Origin of the sequence: Alteromonas genovensis, from assembly GCF_010500895.1 — a bacterium.
Taxonomy (GTDB): domain Bacteria; phylum Pseudomonadota; class Gammaproteobacteria; order Enterobacterales; family Alteromonadaceae; genus Alteromonas; species Alteromonas genovensis.
The window spans coordinates 1-16,111 of record NZ_JAAAWO010000008.1 but is presented as its reverse complement, the minus strand read 5'-3'; the positions used below and the strand labels follow the sequence as shown (position 1 = coordinate 16,111).

General features: G+C 44.6%; 15 protein-coding genes and 1 pseudogene. 6 read left to right on the top strand and 10 right to left on the bottom strand.

Annotated elements, in window-relative coordinates:
• Nucleotides 1–163: 163 nt before the first annotated feature.
• Entirely contained in the window at nucleotides 164–907 is a 744-nt protein-coding gene (locus tag GTQ48_RS11455; protein ID WP_163106835.1) for an EAL domain-containing protein, read from the top strand.
• 38 nt (nucleotides 908–945) lie between these two features.
• Here the strand turns inward: GTQ48_RS11455 and trmB are convergent, their stop codons facing one another.
• Genes trmB through GTQ48_RS11440 form a run of 3 tightly spaced genes read right to left on the bottom strand, consistent with a single transcriptional unit; the run spans nucleotide 946 to nucleotide 3,366 of the window.
• Nucleotides 946–1,614 (bottom strand): tRNA (guanine(46)-N(7))-methyltransferase TrmB, encoded by a 669-nt coding sequence (gene trmB / locus GTQ48_RS11450; RefSeq protein WP_163106834.1) that lies wholly within the window; start codon nucleotides 1,612–1,614, stop codon nucleotides 946–948.
• Nucleotides 1,614–2,429 carry an ABC transporter permease gene (locus GTQ48_RS11445; protein WP_200883166.1) on the bottom strand — a complete coding sequence of 272 codons (816 nt, stop codon included), beginning with the start codon at nucleotides 2,427–2,429 and terminating at the stop codon, nucleotides 1,614–1,616. Before GTQ48_RS11445 ends, trmB begins: the two co-directional genes overlap by 1 nt.
• Nucleotides 2,430–2,433: 4 nt before the next feature.
• Nucleotides 2,434–3,366: an ABC transporter ATP-binding protein gene (locus tag GTQ48_RS11440; RefSeq protein WP_163106833.1), complete on the bottom strand. Its 933-nt coding sequence runs from the start codon at nucleotides 3,364–3,366 to the stop codon at nucleotides 2,434–2,436.
• 261 nt (nucleotides 3,367–3,627) lie between these two features.
• Between GTQ48_RS11440 and GTQ48_RS11435 the strand changes: the two are divergent.
• The 3 genes and pseudogenes from GTQ48_RS11435 to GTQ48_RS17830 all read left to right on the top strand — a co-directional run.
• A pseudogene (locus GTQ48_RS11435) lies at nucleotides 3,628–4,176 on the top strand (TonB-dependent receptor plug domain-containing protein); the annotation flags it as partial.
• 473 nt (nucleotides 4,177–4,649) lie between these two features.
• Complete coding sequence (locus tag GTQ48_RS11425; RefSeq protein WP_163106831.1) at nucleotides 4,650–4,979, top strand: hypothetical protein; 330 nt, start codon at nucleotides 4,650–4,652, stop codon at nucleotides 4,977–4,979.
• A gap of 315 nt (nucleotides 4,980–5,294) precedes the next feature.
• The gene (locus GTQ48_RS17830; RefSeq protein ID WP_275405636.1) at nucleotides 5,295–5,429 is read left to right on the top strand and encodes a hypothetical protein; all 135 of its coding nucleotides are present in this window, start codon (nucleotides 5,295–5,297) and stop codon (nucleotides 5,427–5,429) included.
• 68 nt (nucleotides 5,430–5,497) lie between these two features.
• Here GTQ48_RS17830 and GTQ48_RS11420 read toward each other — a convergent pair whose 3' ends face one another.
• From GTQ48_RS11420 to GTQ48_RS11400, 5 genes are all read right to left on the bottom strand, one after another.
• Nucleotides 5,498–6,115 (bottom strand): outer membrane beta-barrel protein, encoded by a 618-nt coding sequence (locus GTQ48_RS11420; RefSeq protein WP_163106830.1) that lies wholly within the window; start codon nucleotides 6,113–6,115, stop codon nucleotides 5,498–5,500.
• Between the two features lie 335 nt (nucleotides 6,116–6,450).
• The gene (locus GTQ48_RS11415) at nucleotides 6,451–7,650 is read right to left on the bottom strand and encodes an energy transducer TonB (protein WP_163106829.1); all 1,200 of its coding nucleotides are present in this window, start codon (nucleotides 7,648–7,650) and stop codon (nucleotides 6,451–6,453) included.
• A gap of 111 nt (nucleotides 7,651–7,761) precedes the next feature.
• Complete coding sequence (locus tag GTQ48_RS11410; protein WP_163106828.1) at nucleotides 7,762–8,844, bottom strand: CNNM domain-containing protein; 1,083 nt, start codon at nucleotides 8,842–8,844, stop codon at nucleotides 7,762–7,764.
• Nucleotides 8,845–8,956: 112 nt separating this feature from the next.
• On the bottom strand, nucleotides 8,957–10,186 hold the full coding sequence (locus GTQ48_RS11405; protein WP_163106827.1) for an SO_0444 family Cu/Zn efflux transporter: 1,230 nt from the start codon (nucleotides 10,184–10,186) through the stop codon (nucleotides 8,957–8,959).
• Nucleotides 10,187–10,511: 325 nt separating this feature from the next.
• Nucleotides 10,512–12,191 (bottom strand): carbon starvation CstA family protein, encoded by a 1,680-nt coding sequence (locus tag GTQ48_RS11400; RefSeq protein ID WP_163106826.1) that lies wholly within the window; start codon nucleotides 12,189–12,191, stop codon nucleotides 10,512–10,514.
• 350 nt (nucleotides 12,192–12,541) lie between these two features.
• On the opposite strand from GTQ48_RS11400, the gene GTQ48_RS11395 reads away from it, so the two are divergent.
• Nucleotides 12,542–13,060, top strand: a complete 519-nt coding sequence (locus GTQ48_RS11395; RefSeq protein WP_163106825.1) for a PepSY domain-containing protein — start codon at nucleotides 12,542–12,544, stop codon at nucleotides 13,058–13,060.
• Between the two features lie 127 nt (nucleotides 13,061–13,187).
• Here GTQ48_RS11395 and GTQ48_RS11390 read toward each other — a convergent pair whose 3' ends face one another.
• Nucleotides 13,188–14,183: an alpha/beta hydrolase gene (locus GTQ48_RS11390; protein ID WP_163106824.1), complete on the bottom strand. Its 996-nt coding sequence runs from the start codon at nucleotides 14,181–14,183 to the stop codon at nucleotides 13,188–13,190.
• Nucleotides 14,184–14,670: 487 nt separating this feature from the next.
• On the opposite strand from GTQ48_RS11390, the gene GTQ48_RS11385 reads away from it, so the two are divergent.
• On the top strand, nucleotides 14,671–15,579 hold the full coding sequence (locus tag GTQ48_RS11385) for a TraB/GumN family protein (RefSeq protein WP_163106823.1): 909 nt from the start codon (nucleotides 14,671–14,673) through the stop codon (nucleotides 15,577–15,579).
• A 411-nt stretch (nucleotides 15,580–15,990) separates the two neighbouring features.
• On the opposite strand, the gene GTQ48_RS11380 is transcribed toward GTQ48_RS11385, so the two are convergent.
• Nucleotides 15,991–16,111: EF-Tu C-terminal domain-related protein (locus GTQ48_RS11380; RefSeq protein ID WP_163106822.1), on the bottom strand; the 121-nt coding region annotated here is incomplete at its 5' end.

Genomic DNA, 16,111 nt, shown 5'->3' with positions numbered 1-16,111 from the left:
CGCACTTTACATCAGATTACAATTTTCGCCAAGTGGTTACCAGCGGCATTTATGCTTATGCTATACCCATCAACGTACCACCATCCATAAAGTGGGAGCATATGTCAGATTTACTGCTATATTTTAATTATGAATAAATACGAAAAAACGGGGAAACTTGTTTATGCCAATACGTGAAATATCTGAAGATTTTTCAATCGACGACATTGTTCCGTATTTTCAGCCTATCGTAGACTTAGATAGTCAGGGCGTATGGCGATACGAGTGTCTTGCCCGTTTAATAACCCAAAACGACAAAACGTTTTTACCTAGCGAGTTTCTCTATTTGATAGAACGGGAACAGCATGTAAAAACCTTAGCCGCCAGTATGTTTTTGCAAAGCGCCAGCTACTTCCACAATGTGAATATTCCGTGGAACATCAATATTTCTGCCAACGACTTGAATAACGACGGGCTTATCAACTCTCTCATTGCGCAACTTGCCGATTATCCCAACCCTGAAAGAGCGAGCATTGAAGTAAGTGCAGCTACGGCGCTAGCTAATCAGGCGCAGCTTCGGTCGTTTATCGATAAAGGAATGCACACAGGATTGGGTGTATTTATTGATAACGTAGGCTCTTGTCCGGGGAATATTCGGGCTTTAATGAACCTACCAGTGCGAGGAATAAAAATTGCGGGCGGACTGATTAAACATTATCAGCAACAAGACGCGGTAAAAGAATACGTCGACTATGTGCTGGCCTTGTGTGAACACCAGCACATTGCAGTTATTGCAGAGCACATTGAAAACGAACAGCTTTTAAACGATGTTAAACGCCTTCCCATTAAATATGCACAAGGCTATGTGTTTAGCCCGCCTGTTGCCGACGTGCAGCACAATGTTCAAGCAAGTCTTCAGCAGCATTAGCTAGTTTGAAATTCGCGCTGGCAAAAATATTTAACTCACTAGCTTTCTTCGCTTCGACAATTGAGCTTCCAGCACGTTTGGCCGCTGCCGCTGTACTTGCGCTCAAAGGGCGTCATAGCATTTGCTCCTTTTACCTCACTGAGGTCACTAATGGTGCCGTAATGCTTTGCCGCCTGAGCAAATTCCATAAGATAAATTAACCAGTTGCTGCGCACTTCAATGTTGGTGGTAATGGCCATTAAATCCACCATTGCCGCACTACCGTGCCATCGTTTTTGTACCTGAGTCTTCTTTGGGTAAGGGTTGGGATACAAGAGGTAATGCTTTACTACCTGCCAATTGGACTGACGAACTAACCGCCAAAAATCGTTTACATCGGCGCGAATAACACAGTAATTATCTTGTTCAATTTGATAATGGCTGTGTTTTTCGACTCGCTGAGCCGACTTATCTACGCCAATCACACGCGCCTCAGGGTGGGCCTTAGCGATAGTCGCCGTGCTTTCCCCTACACCGCAGCAAGAGTCCAAAATAACAGGGCCAGTAAACCCGCCGAGCCACAAAGACACCTCATCGAAGGCCGCTTGGGTATGCTCGCCAACCGGACGTTTGTTAACCGAAGACTGATACTTTAAAACCAATTCATCCAGCTTGTCGTGCACACCCACTTGATTTGTCGTAATAGACCGAGAGTTGCCGTCTGACATTAACTACGAATTCCTTTGCCGGTTTTCAATAGGTAGTAAGCAACGCTAAATAACAACACGTTGAACCCCACCAGCAAACTGAGCGCCAAGGTGATGTTTACGTCAGATACCCCTAAGAAACCATAGCGGAATCCATTTACCATATACACAACCGGGTTAGCTTTACTTACCCACTGCCAAAACTCAGGCAGCAGTGAAAGAGAATAAAATACGCCACCCAAATAGGTTAATGGAGTAAGTACAAACGTAGGAACAACGCTGATGTCGTCAAAGGTCTTCGCGAAAACCGCATTAATAAGACCCGCCGTCGCGAATAAGGTAGAGGTAAGTAGTACCGTCAGAGCGATAATGCCTAAGCTATAAATTTTTACATCAACAAAAAATAGCGATACTAGGGTAACCATAATACCAATTAAAATAGCACGTGCTACGCCGCCCCCTACATAGCCTAGAATGATAACAGACGTCGGTACAGGCGATACTAATAGCTCTTCGATGTTGCGCTGAAATTTAGCGCTAAAAAATGAAGAAGACACATTGGAATAGGAACTTGTGATCACTGACATCATGATTAAGCCTGGCACAATAAACTCCATGTAGCTAAAGCCCCCCATTTGACCAATACGGTTACCGATAAGGCTACCGAAAATCACAAAGTATAGACTCATAGTAATGGCAGGTGGAACAAGGGTTTGCACCCAAATACGCAAAAATCGGGTACACTCTTTAATCCAGATTGTGGTTAGCGCAACGTAGTTTTGTTTTACCCAACTAATTTTTTTCTCTTCACTCATGTGTGTTGTTTCATTACTCATTACTTCACTCCGCCTGCTTCGCTGACTCGACTAAGCGAACAAACAGTTCTTCTAACCGATTTGATTTATTGCGCATACTCATCACTTGAACGCCCTGCTCACTCAATTGAGTAAATACCGGGTTAAGACCTTCGGCCTTCTCCACATCAACCTCTAGCGTATGGTTGTCTCCCCATCGGTGGTCAACACCATGTAATGTGAGTGCGTCCATATTTGTTTGCTCTTGCAGCTGCACATCGAGTACAAAAGTTTCCACGTTAAGCTTTGAGAGCAAGGATTTCATGCTTGTGTTCTCAACAATGGTGCCTTTGTTGATAATAGCGATATTGCGACAGAGCATTTCGGCTTCTTCAAGATAATGCGTGGTAAGTATAATGGTAATACCTGCGCGATTGATTTCTTCGAGGAACAACCACATTGCCCGGCGAATCTCAATATCCACACCGGCCGTAGGCTCATCAAGAATCAATAGCTTTGGCTCGTGCATTAGCGCTCTTGCGATCATTAATCTGCGCTTCATACCACCTGAGAGTTCACGAGCACGGGCATCGCGCTTTTCCCACAGATCAAGCTTAGCGAGGTATTTTTTCGCTCGCTCTTTGGCAATACTGCGGGGCACGCCGTAGTAACCCGCTTGATTAAGTACAATTTGAAGCACGGTTTCAAACTGATTAAAATTGAATTCCTGAGGTACTAAGCCAATACAGGCTTTGGCTTGTTCTTTTTGTGTGGTGAGGTCATACCCAAACACCGACACCGTTCCACCGGTTTGATTAACCAGTGAACTAATAATACCAATAGTGGTGGATTTACCGGCTCCGTTAGGTCCAAGCAACGCAAAAAAATCGCCCTCTTGCACGCTGAGGTCTACGCCTTTCAACGCCTTTACGCCACCTTTGTAGGTTTTTGTTAACCCTTTAATGTCCAACGCTTTCATGAAATACCCATGTTGTGAGTGTTACAGCTAACTCGCTAAGGAGAGATTGAATTGTGCGGTGAGTGCGAATTGCACGTGTACACGCTTTACGCTCTTTGCGCTTGTGCCCGTAGTGTACCGCAATCTTATGTAAAAATTTAACTCGTGCGCGACTTAGCTCTGTTTTTTTACGTTTATTCACTGCCCAAGCTATCGCTGAAAGCTTTGAGAAAGCGCAGCGGTTATTTATCGAGAACCCTCAGCAACACACAGGGATGCATAATGAAAAACACAACACTCACCATGGGCGCGCAAACTATCGCCGCTGCTTTAGCATTTACCACATCGGCAACATTTGGCTCATCGGCAGTACATGCTCAAGAAGCCAACGGGCAAAGCACTGGACCTAAAACCAACACAAGCAGCGAGCAGTGCCAAGACAGCAATACGGCAACATGTGAAGCCGCTGAAGATAAAGCCATTGAGCTTATTCGTATTCACGGCGTTCAACAGTCTATTTATCGTTACGCCAAATCTGGCGCTCCTCGACGTGTTGCCGATTTAGTCGATACCCCGCAAACTATCAGTGTTCTTACTCAAGACCAAATTCAGGAAAGTGGTAAAACAGATCTGGCAGATATCCTCTCTGCCCAGGCTGGTGTAACCCTCGGTACTGGCGAAAATGGTAAGGCCTTTGGCGATCGCTACATCATTCGTGGTCATGAAGCGCGAAGCGACGTTTTTGTTGATGGGTTGCGCGATCCGGGTATGACAACTCGCGAAAGCTTTGCTACTGAGCGTGTTGAAATCACAAAAGGGCCAAGCTATACAGTCACTTATTGCTAGCGAAAGCGCAAATCGGGAGCAGCTTGATCAACTGCACCACGTTAATCACAACCTCATTAGACAATTTTCCGTCGTATAGCTTTTGTTATGGGAATTTCAACAAGAGGCTTTTATCAAGGGCATCATTCCCAATTATCCGCTTAAATTCAACTTTGACCCCAACGCCGACTATGAGGATTTACCAGCAAACACTGAGTGTGATTATCAAATCTTGTTCTATCCATAAGCGCTTATTGTCAGGCGCAAGGATGCGCCACTAGCTACGATAGACAAGCTATGTCAGAACACTTGCCCCATCCCGTGTGTACTTAACTTACCGTAAAATATAGGATTACGCCTATGCTATGGACACATTCACTTATAACGACTCAAATGAAAAAACAATATTTTCTTGCTGCCATTTTGTTTGGCATTGTTGTGGTTTTTTAACGCATTTCATACCGATTAGACGACTATAAGTGGGGGCAGAACCCTGTCCCGAGCATAATGCGCTCGACAATACCACTAATAAATGCACTTTTGGCAGCAGTGATTCTACCGAAGACAGCACTGCTGGTTGCCTAGAAGGTATGCGTTACATCGGTTCGTCTGGTTCAGAAGAATGTTTAAGTACATCCAATTTATATGGCGCCGTTTTAAATCGCTTCCCATTATTAGCCAAAGATGAGAAGCAGGTTTATACGTGGCAACGACGACTACCCAAACATACTTTTGAGCTTGTTACTGCCACCGATGACAACAAAGGTGGTCGAATTGATGAAGTCAAAGGCGTAGATGGTTACTGTTAACCTGCCCCTAATACGGGTGGCCTTTTTACGATGGAAAGCGAAGAACTCCGATAGCGTCTCTATGAGGATGGTACGGTCAATATTGCTTGTATTGGTGACAACAGCGAATCTCAATCAAGAAGCGCTCTGAAAAACCGGGAAGGGCAATCGATTGATTGCAGTGTGAATTCTGCTTCCGTGCTTGTGGGTAAAGTTGTGAGAAAAGACGATAGCGTGACTGTTAAGTATGAATGTAATCTTTTTTTAGACGAGTGATTCGGCTGGCTCAGTACACTTCCCCTTTTTCAAGTTTTTGCTGTGCCTTGCGAACTCAATATGGACGACATTAGAGAATACGACACAGCGCGGCACGGTGGATGTAAAACATCTGCTGAAGATGATATTGAAACCTCATTCGATGATGTTGATTTATCATCAGGTATTCTCACAGAGTTTTATTGGGAGGCATAACATTTAGCCTCTCCATTGCATAGCAAAAAGCCCGGATATACCGGGCTTTTTAGTCTGCGATATTCGCTCTAGAACGCGTAACGAAGATTTAGGCCCATGAAGTCAACGTCTTCCCACATCTCGTAGGTTGCACCTATAGCTAAGCTGTCAGTCACGTAATAGTAAGCTGATGCACCGAAGGTAGTTTCGGATTCATCTGCTACATCTAGGTACCCAATTTTAGCGCCAAGCTCGAATTTTTCGGTTAGCATAGAGCGCACACCAATTTCAGCGCCAAAGCCGTTCTCGTCTTCAGAATCAGAACCACCAGCACCGGATGCGCCTAGCTCTAGATTTTCGTAAGTGATCTGTCCGTAAACATCTGTCGTGTCGGTTACATGAAGACTGTAACCTGCTCCTAGTGATAGCTGTGATACGTCAAGTTCAACGCTTTGGCCGAAGGCTACGACGTCTTCACTGACGTCACGGTAGCGCCCAGTCAGGTAGAAACCTTTGCCAAGCGATTTTGAGAATGCTCCAGAGAAGCCAGAGGGCGATGAATCGAAGTCGTCAATGTCAGCTTCAACATAGCCAACTTCGATAAGATCCCACTTGGGGCCGTTCTGAGAATGATCATCAGCGAATGCTGATGTTGAAGCCGCGATAGCTGCGACGATTGAAATAGCAAGTTTGCTTTTAAATTTCACTTTAATTTCCTTATCGAAAAAGCATTGCTTATTGAATGCGTAGCAACGTTACCACTGCATGCTACTTTAGTCTACTGCATGCATATATTCTTTATTATTTTCATTAACTTGCATGTGCATCTTATCGCCACTTTACACGTATAATTTATGAACGTACTATTTGAAGGGAACCGGTTACCAAACTCATATCAGTTTGCCAGTGACATTTAATTACGGCCCTTAAGGCCACTACAGTTTGCGTATAAACGTTGGAGGCTAGCCAGAGAGCGACACCGAGATGCAACTTTATACTCTTATATACGCCGATCATTATCCTGATCATGGAGCACGTAGCGCTAGTTAAGGCTAGCCACTTCTGTAGTCGCTACTTCGATTAACTCGAAGGAAGTCCCTTCGTCACCTTTTACCATTACCCTGCATTCGCCCCAGCTCTCGGGAATTGTCCAGATATGGTCTTCAGCAACCGTGAATTTTTCGCGATGCGACTGACAACGCACTTCAACCGAGTCCAAATCGCCTTTTATGCTGTCAAAAGCAAACTGATTTCTCACTAAGGTATGAAAGAGAAGCTCTCTGTCGTCTATTTCCATATCAATGCTAATGTGCTTATTTGATGCAATTTGCTCTTTTATCGTTTCAATAATTGGCTGTGTGGCTTGTATACGTTCTTGCTGCTCTTCAAATGAAGTTAAGTCTTCGAATATACGTAGTGCATCGGCGTAATAGCCTAATTCAGCAGAAAGTAAAACGCTACGCTGTAAGATATAAGCTATGTGATCTTCGCTAAACACGCTATTTTTACCAAATGCACTTCCATTACTGGCTTTTACCCGCTTTAGGCTTGAAAGCTCTCTGCGCCAGTCTTTGAGATGACTGGCTATGGTTGCATCCATATTAGCGGCCCATGCGTTTTCATAATGATTCAGCGTGTCTTCTTCTCGTAATTCCGTGAGAAGCACCTCTGCTTTTTCAACTTCGCCGTTTTGAAACATTTCATCAATGTCTCGATATTTTGCAATGAATTGACGAGAGGCACCGGATTTACCATCTAACATAAAGTCGAATTGTACTGCTTGCTGGCACTGCTGAGTAGGTTGGCCGTTTTTTATAGCCGGCTCATACTTCCATTGCTTTAACGCATGTAATGCTTTTCGTTTAAAATCTCTATGCCCGCCAAAATCGTCCACCACCGCATCTTGTACATTACCCTCTTCATCAATAACGTAACTCATTTTCACCCAACCCTCTTGACCTCTTCGGGCAGCAGAAACGGGATAACGGGGATCAATGCGTTTTTTGGGTTTTGCAGGCTGAAATGCGGTAATTCTTCTAACTTCGTTATCTCGCTTTTCTGCCAATACTTGCGCTTCTTTCTCATCGCAAGGTAAGGAAAGCTCTTGAGCATGTAAAACGGCAGGGCATATGAAAAGCGTACCGGCTACAGCCAGTGAAGGTAGTAAACGGCGAGAAATAACTTTATTAGCATAGCCTGAAGCAGCTACAGGGTTTACTGAGCGAAGAAAATGAGCGTTCATCTAATCATCCTTAATTAAAGAGGGCTATTTATAAATGCTATTACTAAAGCCATCCATTACAGCTATTAATTGCAGCCTAGTTCGTATTTTGGTGTTACAGCAATCTTAACCTTAGCGCTTACTATTCTGCTTTTCAAGGGACGCATCTGGCACATTTTTAATCATCATTTTTTCTTTTCGTCGCGTCATCATTTTGGCCAAGCGTCGCATACTTACCGTTGTGTCTTTTTCATCGACAATATCCACACCGAGTAAACGCTCTAGCAAATCTTCAAGGGTAATAACCCCTTCTAAACCGCCATATTCGTCAACTACCAGCAACATATGCACGTGTTTGTCGATGAAGTGCTCAAATGTCACCGATAAGGGCATAATATTCAAAATGGTAATTAAATTCTTAGCGTATTCAGACAGCGGTTTATCGGTATTGCCTCGAGCTTGAGCAACTAACAAATCTGAACGCATCACGTAGCCGGTAATATTTTCAGAATCGTTATCTTCATACACAGGAATACGCGAGAACTCGATATTAGAATGCTTGTGGAAAAAAGCCTCTACCGTCATCGATTCGGAAACAGAGAATAACGCTGTCCTATGGGTTATTGCATCTTTCACCTTAAGTTCGTGAAGGCTGAGCAGACTTTGTAAAAACGAGGCTTCGTGGTTTGCCAGTTGCCCTTCCTGTCCTGATAGCTCGGCCATAGCGTGAAGCTCGCTGCGACTTAACCCTCGTAACGGGCTGTCTTCTTTAAATCCGCGGGTGAGCAACTCAGACATTTTCACAAAGGGCATTAAAATAAGGGCGAGGTATTTTAAAAAGTATGCCGTAGCGGGGGCGAGTGCTCGCCAGTAGGTTGCTCCTACTGTCTTTGGAATGATTTCAGAAAACACGAGGATGAGTAAGGTTAATACGGCAGAAATTATACCTATATAAGCCTCGCCAAATACAGATGCAGCTTGCGCTCCGGCACCGGCAGCTCCCATGGTATGGGCAATCGTATTTAGCGTAAGAATTGCAGACAACGGCGTGTTGATATTGTCGGTCTGTTTACGCAGCAGCCTTCCGCTTGGCGCGTTTTCTTTTTCCAGTACGGAGATATAAGCAGAAGACACACTCAAGATCACCGCTTCTGCAATTGAACACAGAAACGAAAAGCCAAGTGCAATGAACACGTACACAATAAGTAAAAGCATGTAGGGTTTCCATAAGGATTAGATAAAGCTGCGAGTTATTATTCTTTTATCGCAGAATTACATTATGAGGGACATCGCAGGCGTTACAAGCGCACTGATAGATTATTTGTATTTAATGACAGCATGATGATGGCGTTTGCGTGTGACGATACTGCATAAGCTTATTGATGCCAATGCACAGCATCAAAGCACCGAGTATAATAGCGCTCAACGCATAAGCGACCTGAACTCCACCGCCGTGCTCATGGAGCGCAGATTGGGTTTGAATTAACCCTTGTAGCGACATCGCCGACACAAGGTAGTTAAGCAAATAGCCAAATGCAATACTTGCCGACACCACGCTAAACAAATACAGCGCAAGCGTCTTCAGCCCCATTTCCTGCTTAATCATACCCATAGTAGATATATTCGTTGCAGGCCCTGCCATAAGAAACACTAAGATTGCACCAGGCGATAACCCTGCAGCCAAAAAGCCAACGGCTAAGGGCGTTGAAGCCGTTGCGCAGATATACATCGGAATACCAATAAATGCCATTACCAACATAGCAACTAGGCCGTCACCCCATTGGGTTAAAAAGTCGGTGGGCACCCAAGTTTTAATTGCAGCAGCCAGTGCTAAACCTATCAATAACCACACCACTATATCTTCAAGCAGCTTTCCGCTAGCATAACGAGCCACGCGAGCAGCAGACGCTGCGGCATTAGATAAACTTGAGAAAGCGTTTAAAGAGTGGTCAGTGAGCTCGGCACCGGTACTGTTGGCGTTCATGCTATGGTTACCGCTTTCATGCTGTGAACTACTACAGCATGACGAGGGCTGGGCGACATCAGCTTTAGTACTGCAGCATGAGCTACTCTCAACAGGCTTTGTTGTTTCGCTTTCACAACACGAACTCACGGGTTCTGCTGTTTTATTCACTTTGCTGTCTGAGTCGCCAAACACTTTAACCATAATACCAGCGTATATGGCGCTCGCCACTGCAGCTATTGGCCTGATGATGGCGAATAATGGGCCAAGTAACGCGTACGATACCGATACACTATCCACCCCAGTTTCAGGCGTGGAAACAAGAAATGAAATAGTTGAGGATTTTGAAGCGCCGCTGCGCCTAAGGCCCAACGCCGCGGGAATAACGCCGCAAGAGCATAAAGGTAAAGGGGCACCAATTACTGCAGCCTTACTGATTGACCTTATCGAGTTGCTTCCCATGTGACGCTCGAGAAAAGACACTGGCACCAATTCATGCATCACTCCGGCCACAAAGAGGCCCAGAAGTAACCATGGCGCAGATTCCATGAATAGCGCTAAAAAATTTTGGCCGAGCAGAATGATGTCTGACATGCTTCCTCAAATAAGGCGAAATAAAGCGTAAAAACACAAAGCGGTGCGTTAATGTGTATACAGCAAGTATACCAGAAAATGCCCTATTCAGAAAATGAGCACGGCCAATGCGAGTAACTAGGACGTGTAAATTGAAGCCCTGTTAACCGAGAGCGTGTTGGGCTAGTTCCTATTGAGCTGGATCCTATTGGGCTGGGTCCCATCGAGCTTGGGCGTAAAATAAAAAAGGCCTACACAAATGTGTAGGCCAAATGTTGACGTGCTCTACCCGATGTACTTCGCTAGAAGCAAAAGCGTGAGGTCAACCATGAACAAGTAACGGGAGTTACTGTGTGTCACGCTTACTGTCTTTCTTAAGCTTTGACACCACTGAAAACGCTTCTAACATGACCAGTACAGAAACAATCAGCACTACCGCGTCGAGAAATACCAATAGATAGTTCTCTGCCAGGTAATACTCTTTTAATTTAATAAGCCCGGCAAAAAAGGCCATTATCAACACAAACACCATAGGAATTAGTGTGTACTTCGCTGGTCTGCCAAGCTTGATAAGCATGACTGATATTACTAACAGTGTAAGACTGGCCAGTATTTGATTTGTTGAGCCGAATAGCGGCCAAATGATCATTCCACCGCTCCCAGAGGCACCGCCCGCACCAAAGGCGAGCAATAAACAACACCCCACCGCAAGCAGTGTGGCTACAACACCGTTTTTCAGTGCGTCAACTGAGTAAATGTCACCCCATTCTTGAATAATATAACGCTGAAGTCGCACACCTGAATCCATCGTAGTCCCTGCAAAAAGCACAACCATAACGGCTAAAATAGTGGATGAGAAATCGACCGGTAAGCCCCATCCTTGCTGAATTAAATTAGCTCCCCCGGTGATAAACGCACCTACACTACCCGCACCTAAATGACTGTACACTTCGTGCCATTCTTCAGGAGACGCAGCAAATGCAACGCCGCTTACTGCAACAATAGTAATAAGAGCCAGTGAACCTTCACCTACCGCACCTAAGTAACCGACAAAACGCGCATCGGTTTCTTTATCAAGCTGCTTTGAACTCGTACCCGACGCAACAATGCCGTGGAAACCGGACACCGCACCACAGGCAATAGTGACAAAAAGAAGAGGAATAAGACTGGGTGTATCAACGGCGGTTTGCATGTTAAATGCCGGCGCGGTGATATCAGGCATGGCGAAAAATACAGCGCCATAGAGTAAAAACAGTCCCACTAATAACTGCATACCATTGATAAAGTCCCGTGGCTGAAGCAGCATCCATACCGGTAACAGTGAGGCAATAGCTGCGTATATAAATAGGATGACAATCCAGTTGGCTTTATCCGCTAGACCAAACATGGTCTCCGGTAAGCTGATTGGAATATAGCTTCCCGCATACACAGAGGCATAAAGCACGACAATGCCCACAAGACACAGTGGTATTAGCGCAAAATTGCGTTTTAAAAGCTGACCAATAATCAAGGCAACCGCTATTGCCATCCACGCAGGGAAGACAGCCGTAGGCTGGGACACAAAGGAATTCGCAATCACCACACCAAATACTGCATTCACCATGAGAAGAACGAGGAAAATTACAATCATGAACAACGAGCGAGAGCGCTTACCGATAACGCTTTCAGACAATGCTCCCATTGACTTTCCTTTATGCCGAGCACTGGCCCACAGTGCGCCCATATCGTGAACACCAGCGAACAGAATTGTACCAAATACCACCCAAAGCACAGCGGGTACCCATCCCCAGTACACCGCAATTGCAGGCCCTACAATGGGAGCCGCACCAGCAACTGACGTAAAGTGATGCCCCCAGAGCACGACTTTATTGGTAGGCACGAAATCTTTTCCGTCCTGCTCGGTATGAGCGGGCGTGACAAAATTATCGTCTAACTTGAAAATGCGGTTAGCGATAAATTTTGAATACACAAACCACCCGAAAAGCATTCCGATGATCCCAAGTATTACAATAGCTATAGACTGCATAAAGTTTTCCCACTGTCGTTTTGGCTAGGCACGTATGTACGCTCTGTATTGTTATTTATGTGTAAAACCTAATAACCCGTAATTAAAGCATTTTTTACACACAATGCGAGGCGATATTAGACCAAAGTCTAACTTTCTAAAAGCCGATTCAAACAAGTCATACCAATGCACTAACAATCGGAATAATTCAAGATAAGGCTTCGCCTCTTAACTGCAACTGCACAGAATTTGCTACAGGCTCCACAATTCGTCTTTTTATACGTGTAATTGACAGTCTAGTACTTTAAAAAAGAATCATTCTCGTTTATAAAGCGTCTCATTAATCAAATTTCACACATAAAGTAAATCAAATGGCATCTCCAAAACTTCACATGGCGTTTCGTAAGTACCACCGATGGTTGGGCTTCTTTTTATCTGGGATCATGGCAATTTATGCATTGAGCGGCGTCTTGCTCATTTTCAGGCCCACTGACTTTTTAAAGTATGAGCAGGTGCAAACTCGGCAGCTCAGTGCAAACTTATCGGCAGAAGATGTGAGTTCTGCTATTAAAGTAAGAAGCTTAAAAGTTATCGCTGAAGACAACGAGACTATCACGCTTAATATAGGTGAATACGATAAGGCATCGGGCACAGCCACACTAACACGAAAAGACTACCCTATTGTGTTAGCTAAAATGGTAAAGCTGCACAAGGCGACGAACAACAGTCCTTTGTTCTACTTAAACATCGCGTTTGGCGTAAGCTTGCTATTTTTTGTGGTGTCGGCGTTTTTAATGTTTATGCCAAAGTTACCCATGTACAAAAACGGGCTTAAAATTGCAGGAATAGGCGTTGCGGTAGCAGTATTAACAGTTATTTTTGGCTCTTAAAGATTAGGCCTTACTTATCTAGAATAGATAGTGAGTTTTCGAATAGATAGTGAGACCAAGCAACGATATCGATTAAAAGGGCGCCTCAGCATGACTAAGGCGCCCTTTCATTTAATAGTGACTCGCCCTAAATAGCGTTTAAGAAAAACTGCTTTATCTCTTTGTATACTGTCACCGATTCCGGCGTATTGTGCGCCACTAAATAGTCAGCATGAGAGAGCCCTTCAAACACCTCCAGCTGAGTATGAATACCGCACTCCCTTAATTTGCGATTCACTCGCACCGTGTCACTTAAAAATAAATCCCGTGTTCCTGTCACCAATATTGTGGGTGGCAACCCAGTAAAATCACCATACACAGGAGAAACGCGGGGTTCTGTGAGCGAATGTTTACCTGCGTACAGCATAGCCGCAGCCTTAAGCAGCCCTTGGTAACTCACAAGTATTCTATCGATGCCCTCATTGATAACTAACGAATCACTGTTATTAGATAAGTCTGCCCAAGGCGTACCTGTATAAGCCGCTATTGGTAGCTTAATACTTTGCTTCTTAAGCTTTTGCAATAGTGACAGTGCCAGCCCACCCCCTGCTGATGTGCCTCCAACAAAAATATTGTTAGCACCATAGCTATCCTTCAAATGGCAATAAGCGGTAAACGCATCATCTAACGCTTGATGAGACGGCGAAGAGGGTGGCATGCGGTAATCAACGCAATACACCACAATACCCAACCTGCTGGCGATTAAAATGCCCTCCTCAATGCTTGGAAGGCCTGCAAAAAAGACATAAGCACCACCGTGGAAGTCGATATACACCTTACCTTCAAAACCCGAGCTAATATCAGTAGGCGTCACCTTACGAATGTGCACTCCCGCAACGCTTATTAGCTCAACGGCAACGTTAAACTGCTTGCGCATCGCTTTTACTTTCTTCTTTTGCTGGGTGTTGACCAAGTGTATCTGCTCAACCCATTGCGCTTTGGTAGACGGTGAATTAGCTTTAACGGCATTTAAAGAAGGTGTAGGAAACTGCGACATTGCCTGCTTCATTTCATCACTTAAGTTTGCAGGAGTGTCGATGGTCCGACTAAGGCCTAGGGATGAATTATTGGTATTATCAGGCATGGCCTTTATTTCCCTTTTTTGAAATACGTATATTGAAATACCTAGCGCGATAGATGCTGCTTTGACTCAAAGGTAAAGCCCTGCACAGCAGTTAAATTCTGTACATAAGCACGCTAAAACTGCTTTTTGCTAAATGCTCTTTACGAAGGGTAATCGACCAGAGAGTGCTTGTTACAGAATACGTTATAGAAGAATACAGTCTGAGCCAGTCAGTTTAAACAGCAGTGATTAAACCGCAGTAAATACACATCAGTGGTTACACACCAGTGAGTAGATATAAGCTTATAAACACTTTCTAATACTCATATTCTCGTAAACGTGCTCTGGTAAAAAGAGCAAGTGCAGTATTATTTAGTAAGCGCTTAGGTTATAACTATCTCCGAAAAACCAATAACAAACAACGTTGCCATTTATTTCTTATCTACAGACATACATTGCGACTAATAACGACTAATAACGACTAATAACGACTAATAAGGAAATTGACATGAAATCACGTACTTTTCGCAAATTGGCTGCAGGGATTGGGCTTGCGTTGCTATCGACCACCGCGCTTAGTGCTGAAAGCGCTGAAAATGCCACTAATGGCAACCATGGAACCTCTATTTGGGAAGTAACAAAAAACGGTGATACCCTCTATATCGGTGGCACTATTCACATTCTCCCGGTATCAGAGTTTCCGTTACCCACACAATTCACTGACATCTATCAGCAAAGCGACACCGTGGTGTTTGAGGCCGAGCTACCTGATTCAACCGATGTTGCCGCGCAGCAACAGATGATGATGGAGCTATCCTACCAGAATGGGGAAACGCTTAAAGATACTCTAACAGACGAAACCTTTAAGGCCTTAGACCAATATTTATCTGCCTTCGGCGCTAGTGCAAATCAGTTAGCCAGTTTTAAACCGGGTTTTGTCACGACGATGTTAGTCACAATGGAAGCGCAACGAGCGCAAATGGCTGGCGAAGGTGTAGACGCCTACTTCACTCAATTAGCAAAACGAGACAACAAGGATAGAGAATATTTAGAGTCGCTAGACTTTCAAATTAACATGCTTGCTAATTTAGGCGACGGTGAGGAGGAACGCTTTATATCCGAAACTCTGGCGACGTTACCCGATCTTAAAAGCGAACTTGAACAGACGATAAAAGCGTGGCGCGCAGGTGATACAGAAGCCCTAAACACACTGGTTATTCAAGCCTTCAAACAAGAAGCGCCAGAATCCTACGACGATGTGTTTACCAAACGCAATATGAACTGGATCCCTCAAATAGAAGCTATGTTTGGCGATGACGATAAAGAGTTTGTACTAGTCGGCGCAGGCCATCTCGTTGGCGAAGACAATGTTCTTAAGCTGCTTGAGCAAAAAGGTTACTCTGTTAAACAGCTTTAGTTCAGACTCTCAGCTGCATGGATGCAGCTGCGAAGCCGCTAATAAAAAAGAAGGGACGGGTTCACGGCGTGTTTCTTCCTTTCTCCTAAGCTTTTATTATGCCTCGAAGTGCGTGAGTGTATGCCCTCTGAAACCCTACACCGCAGGGATGCGGTGTCGGAGCTCTCACATAAAAGCAGGGATGGGTTCACCGCGAGCTTCCACCTTTATCCCCAAACTTTTTCTTGTATCGATTAAGGAGGGAATGAAGCCCCGTCAAAAACTCTCAGCAGCAGGGACGCTGCTGTGAAGCCGCCATGGATGGCTTTACGGCGTGTTTTTGACGGGGCTTTATTCCCGAAGTTCTAGAGCACAGGCATAAAAAAAGCGCACCTAAGTGCGCTTTTTTGTGCAGTGTTTGCGGATTCTAGATTAGTCTAGGATCTTCGCAACAACACCAGCACCTACTGTACGACCACCTTCACGGATTGCGAAACGTAGACCTTCGTCCATCGCAATCGGAGCAATTAGCTCAACTTTGAATTTAAGGTTG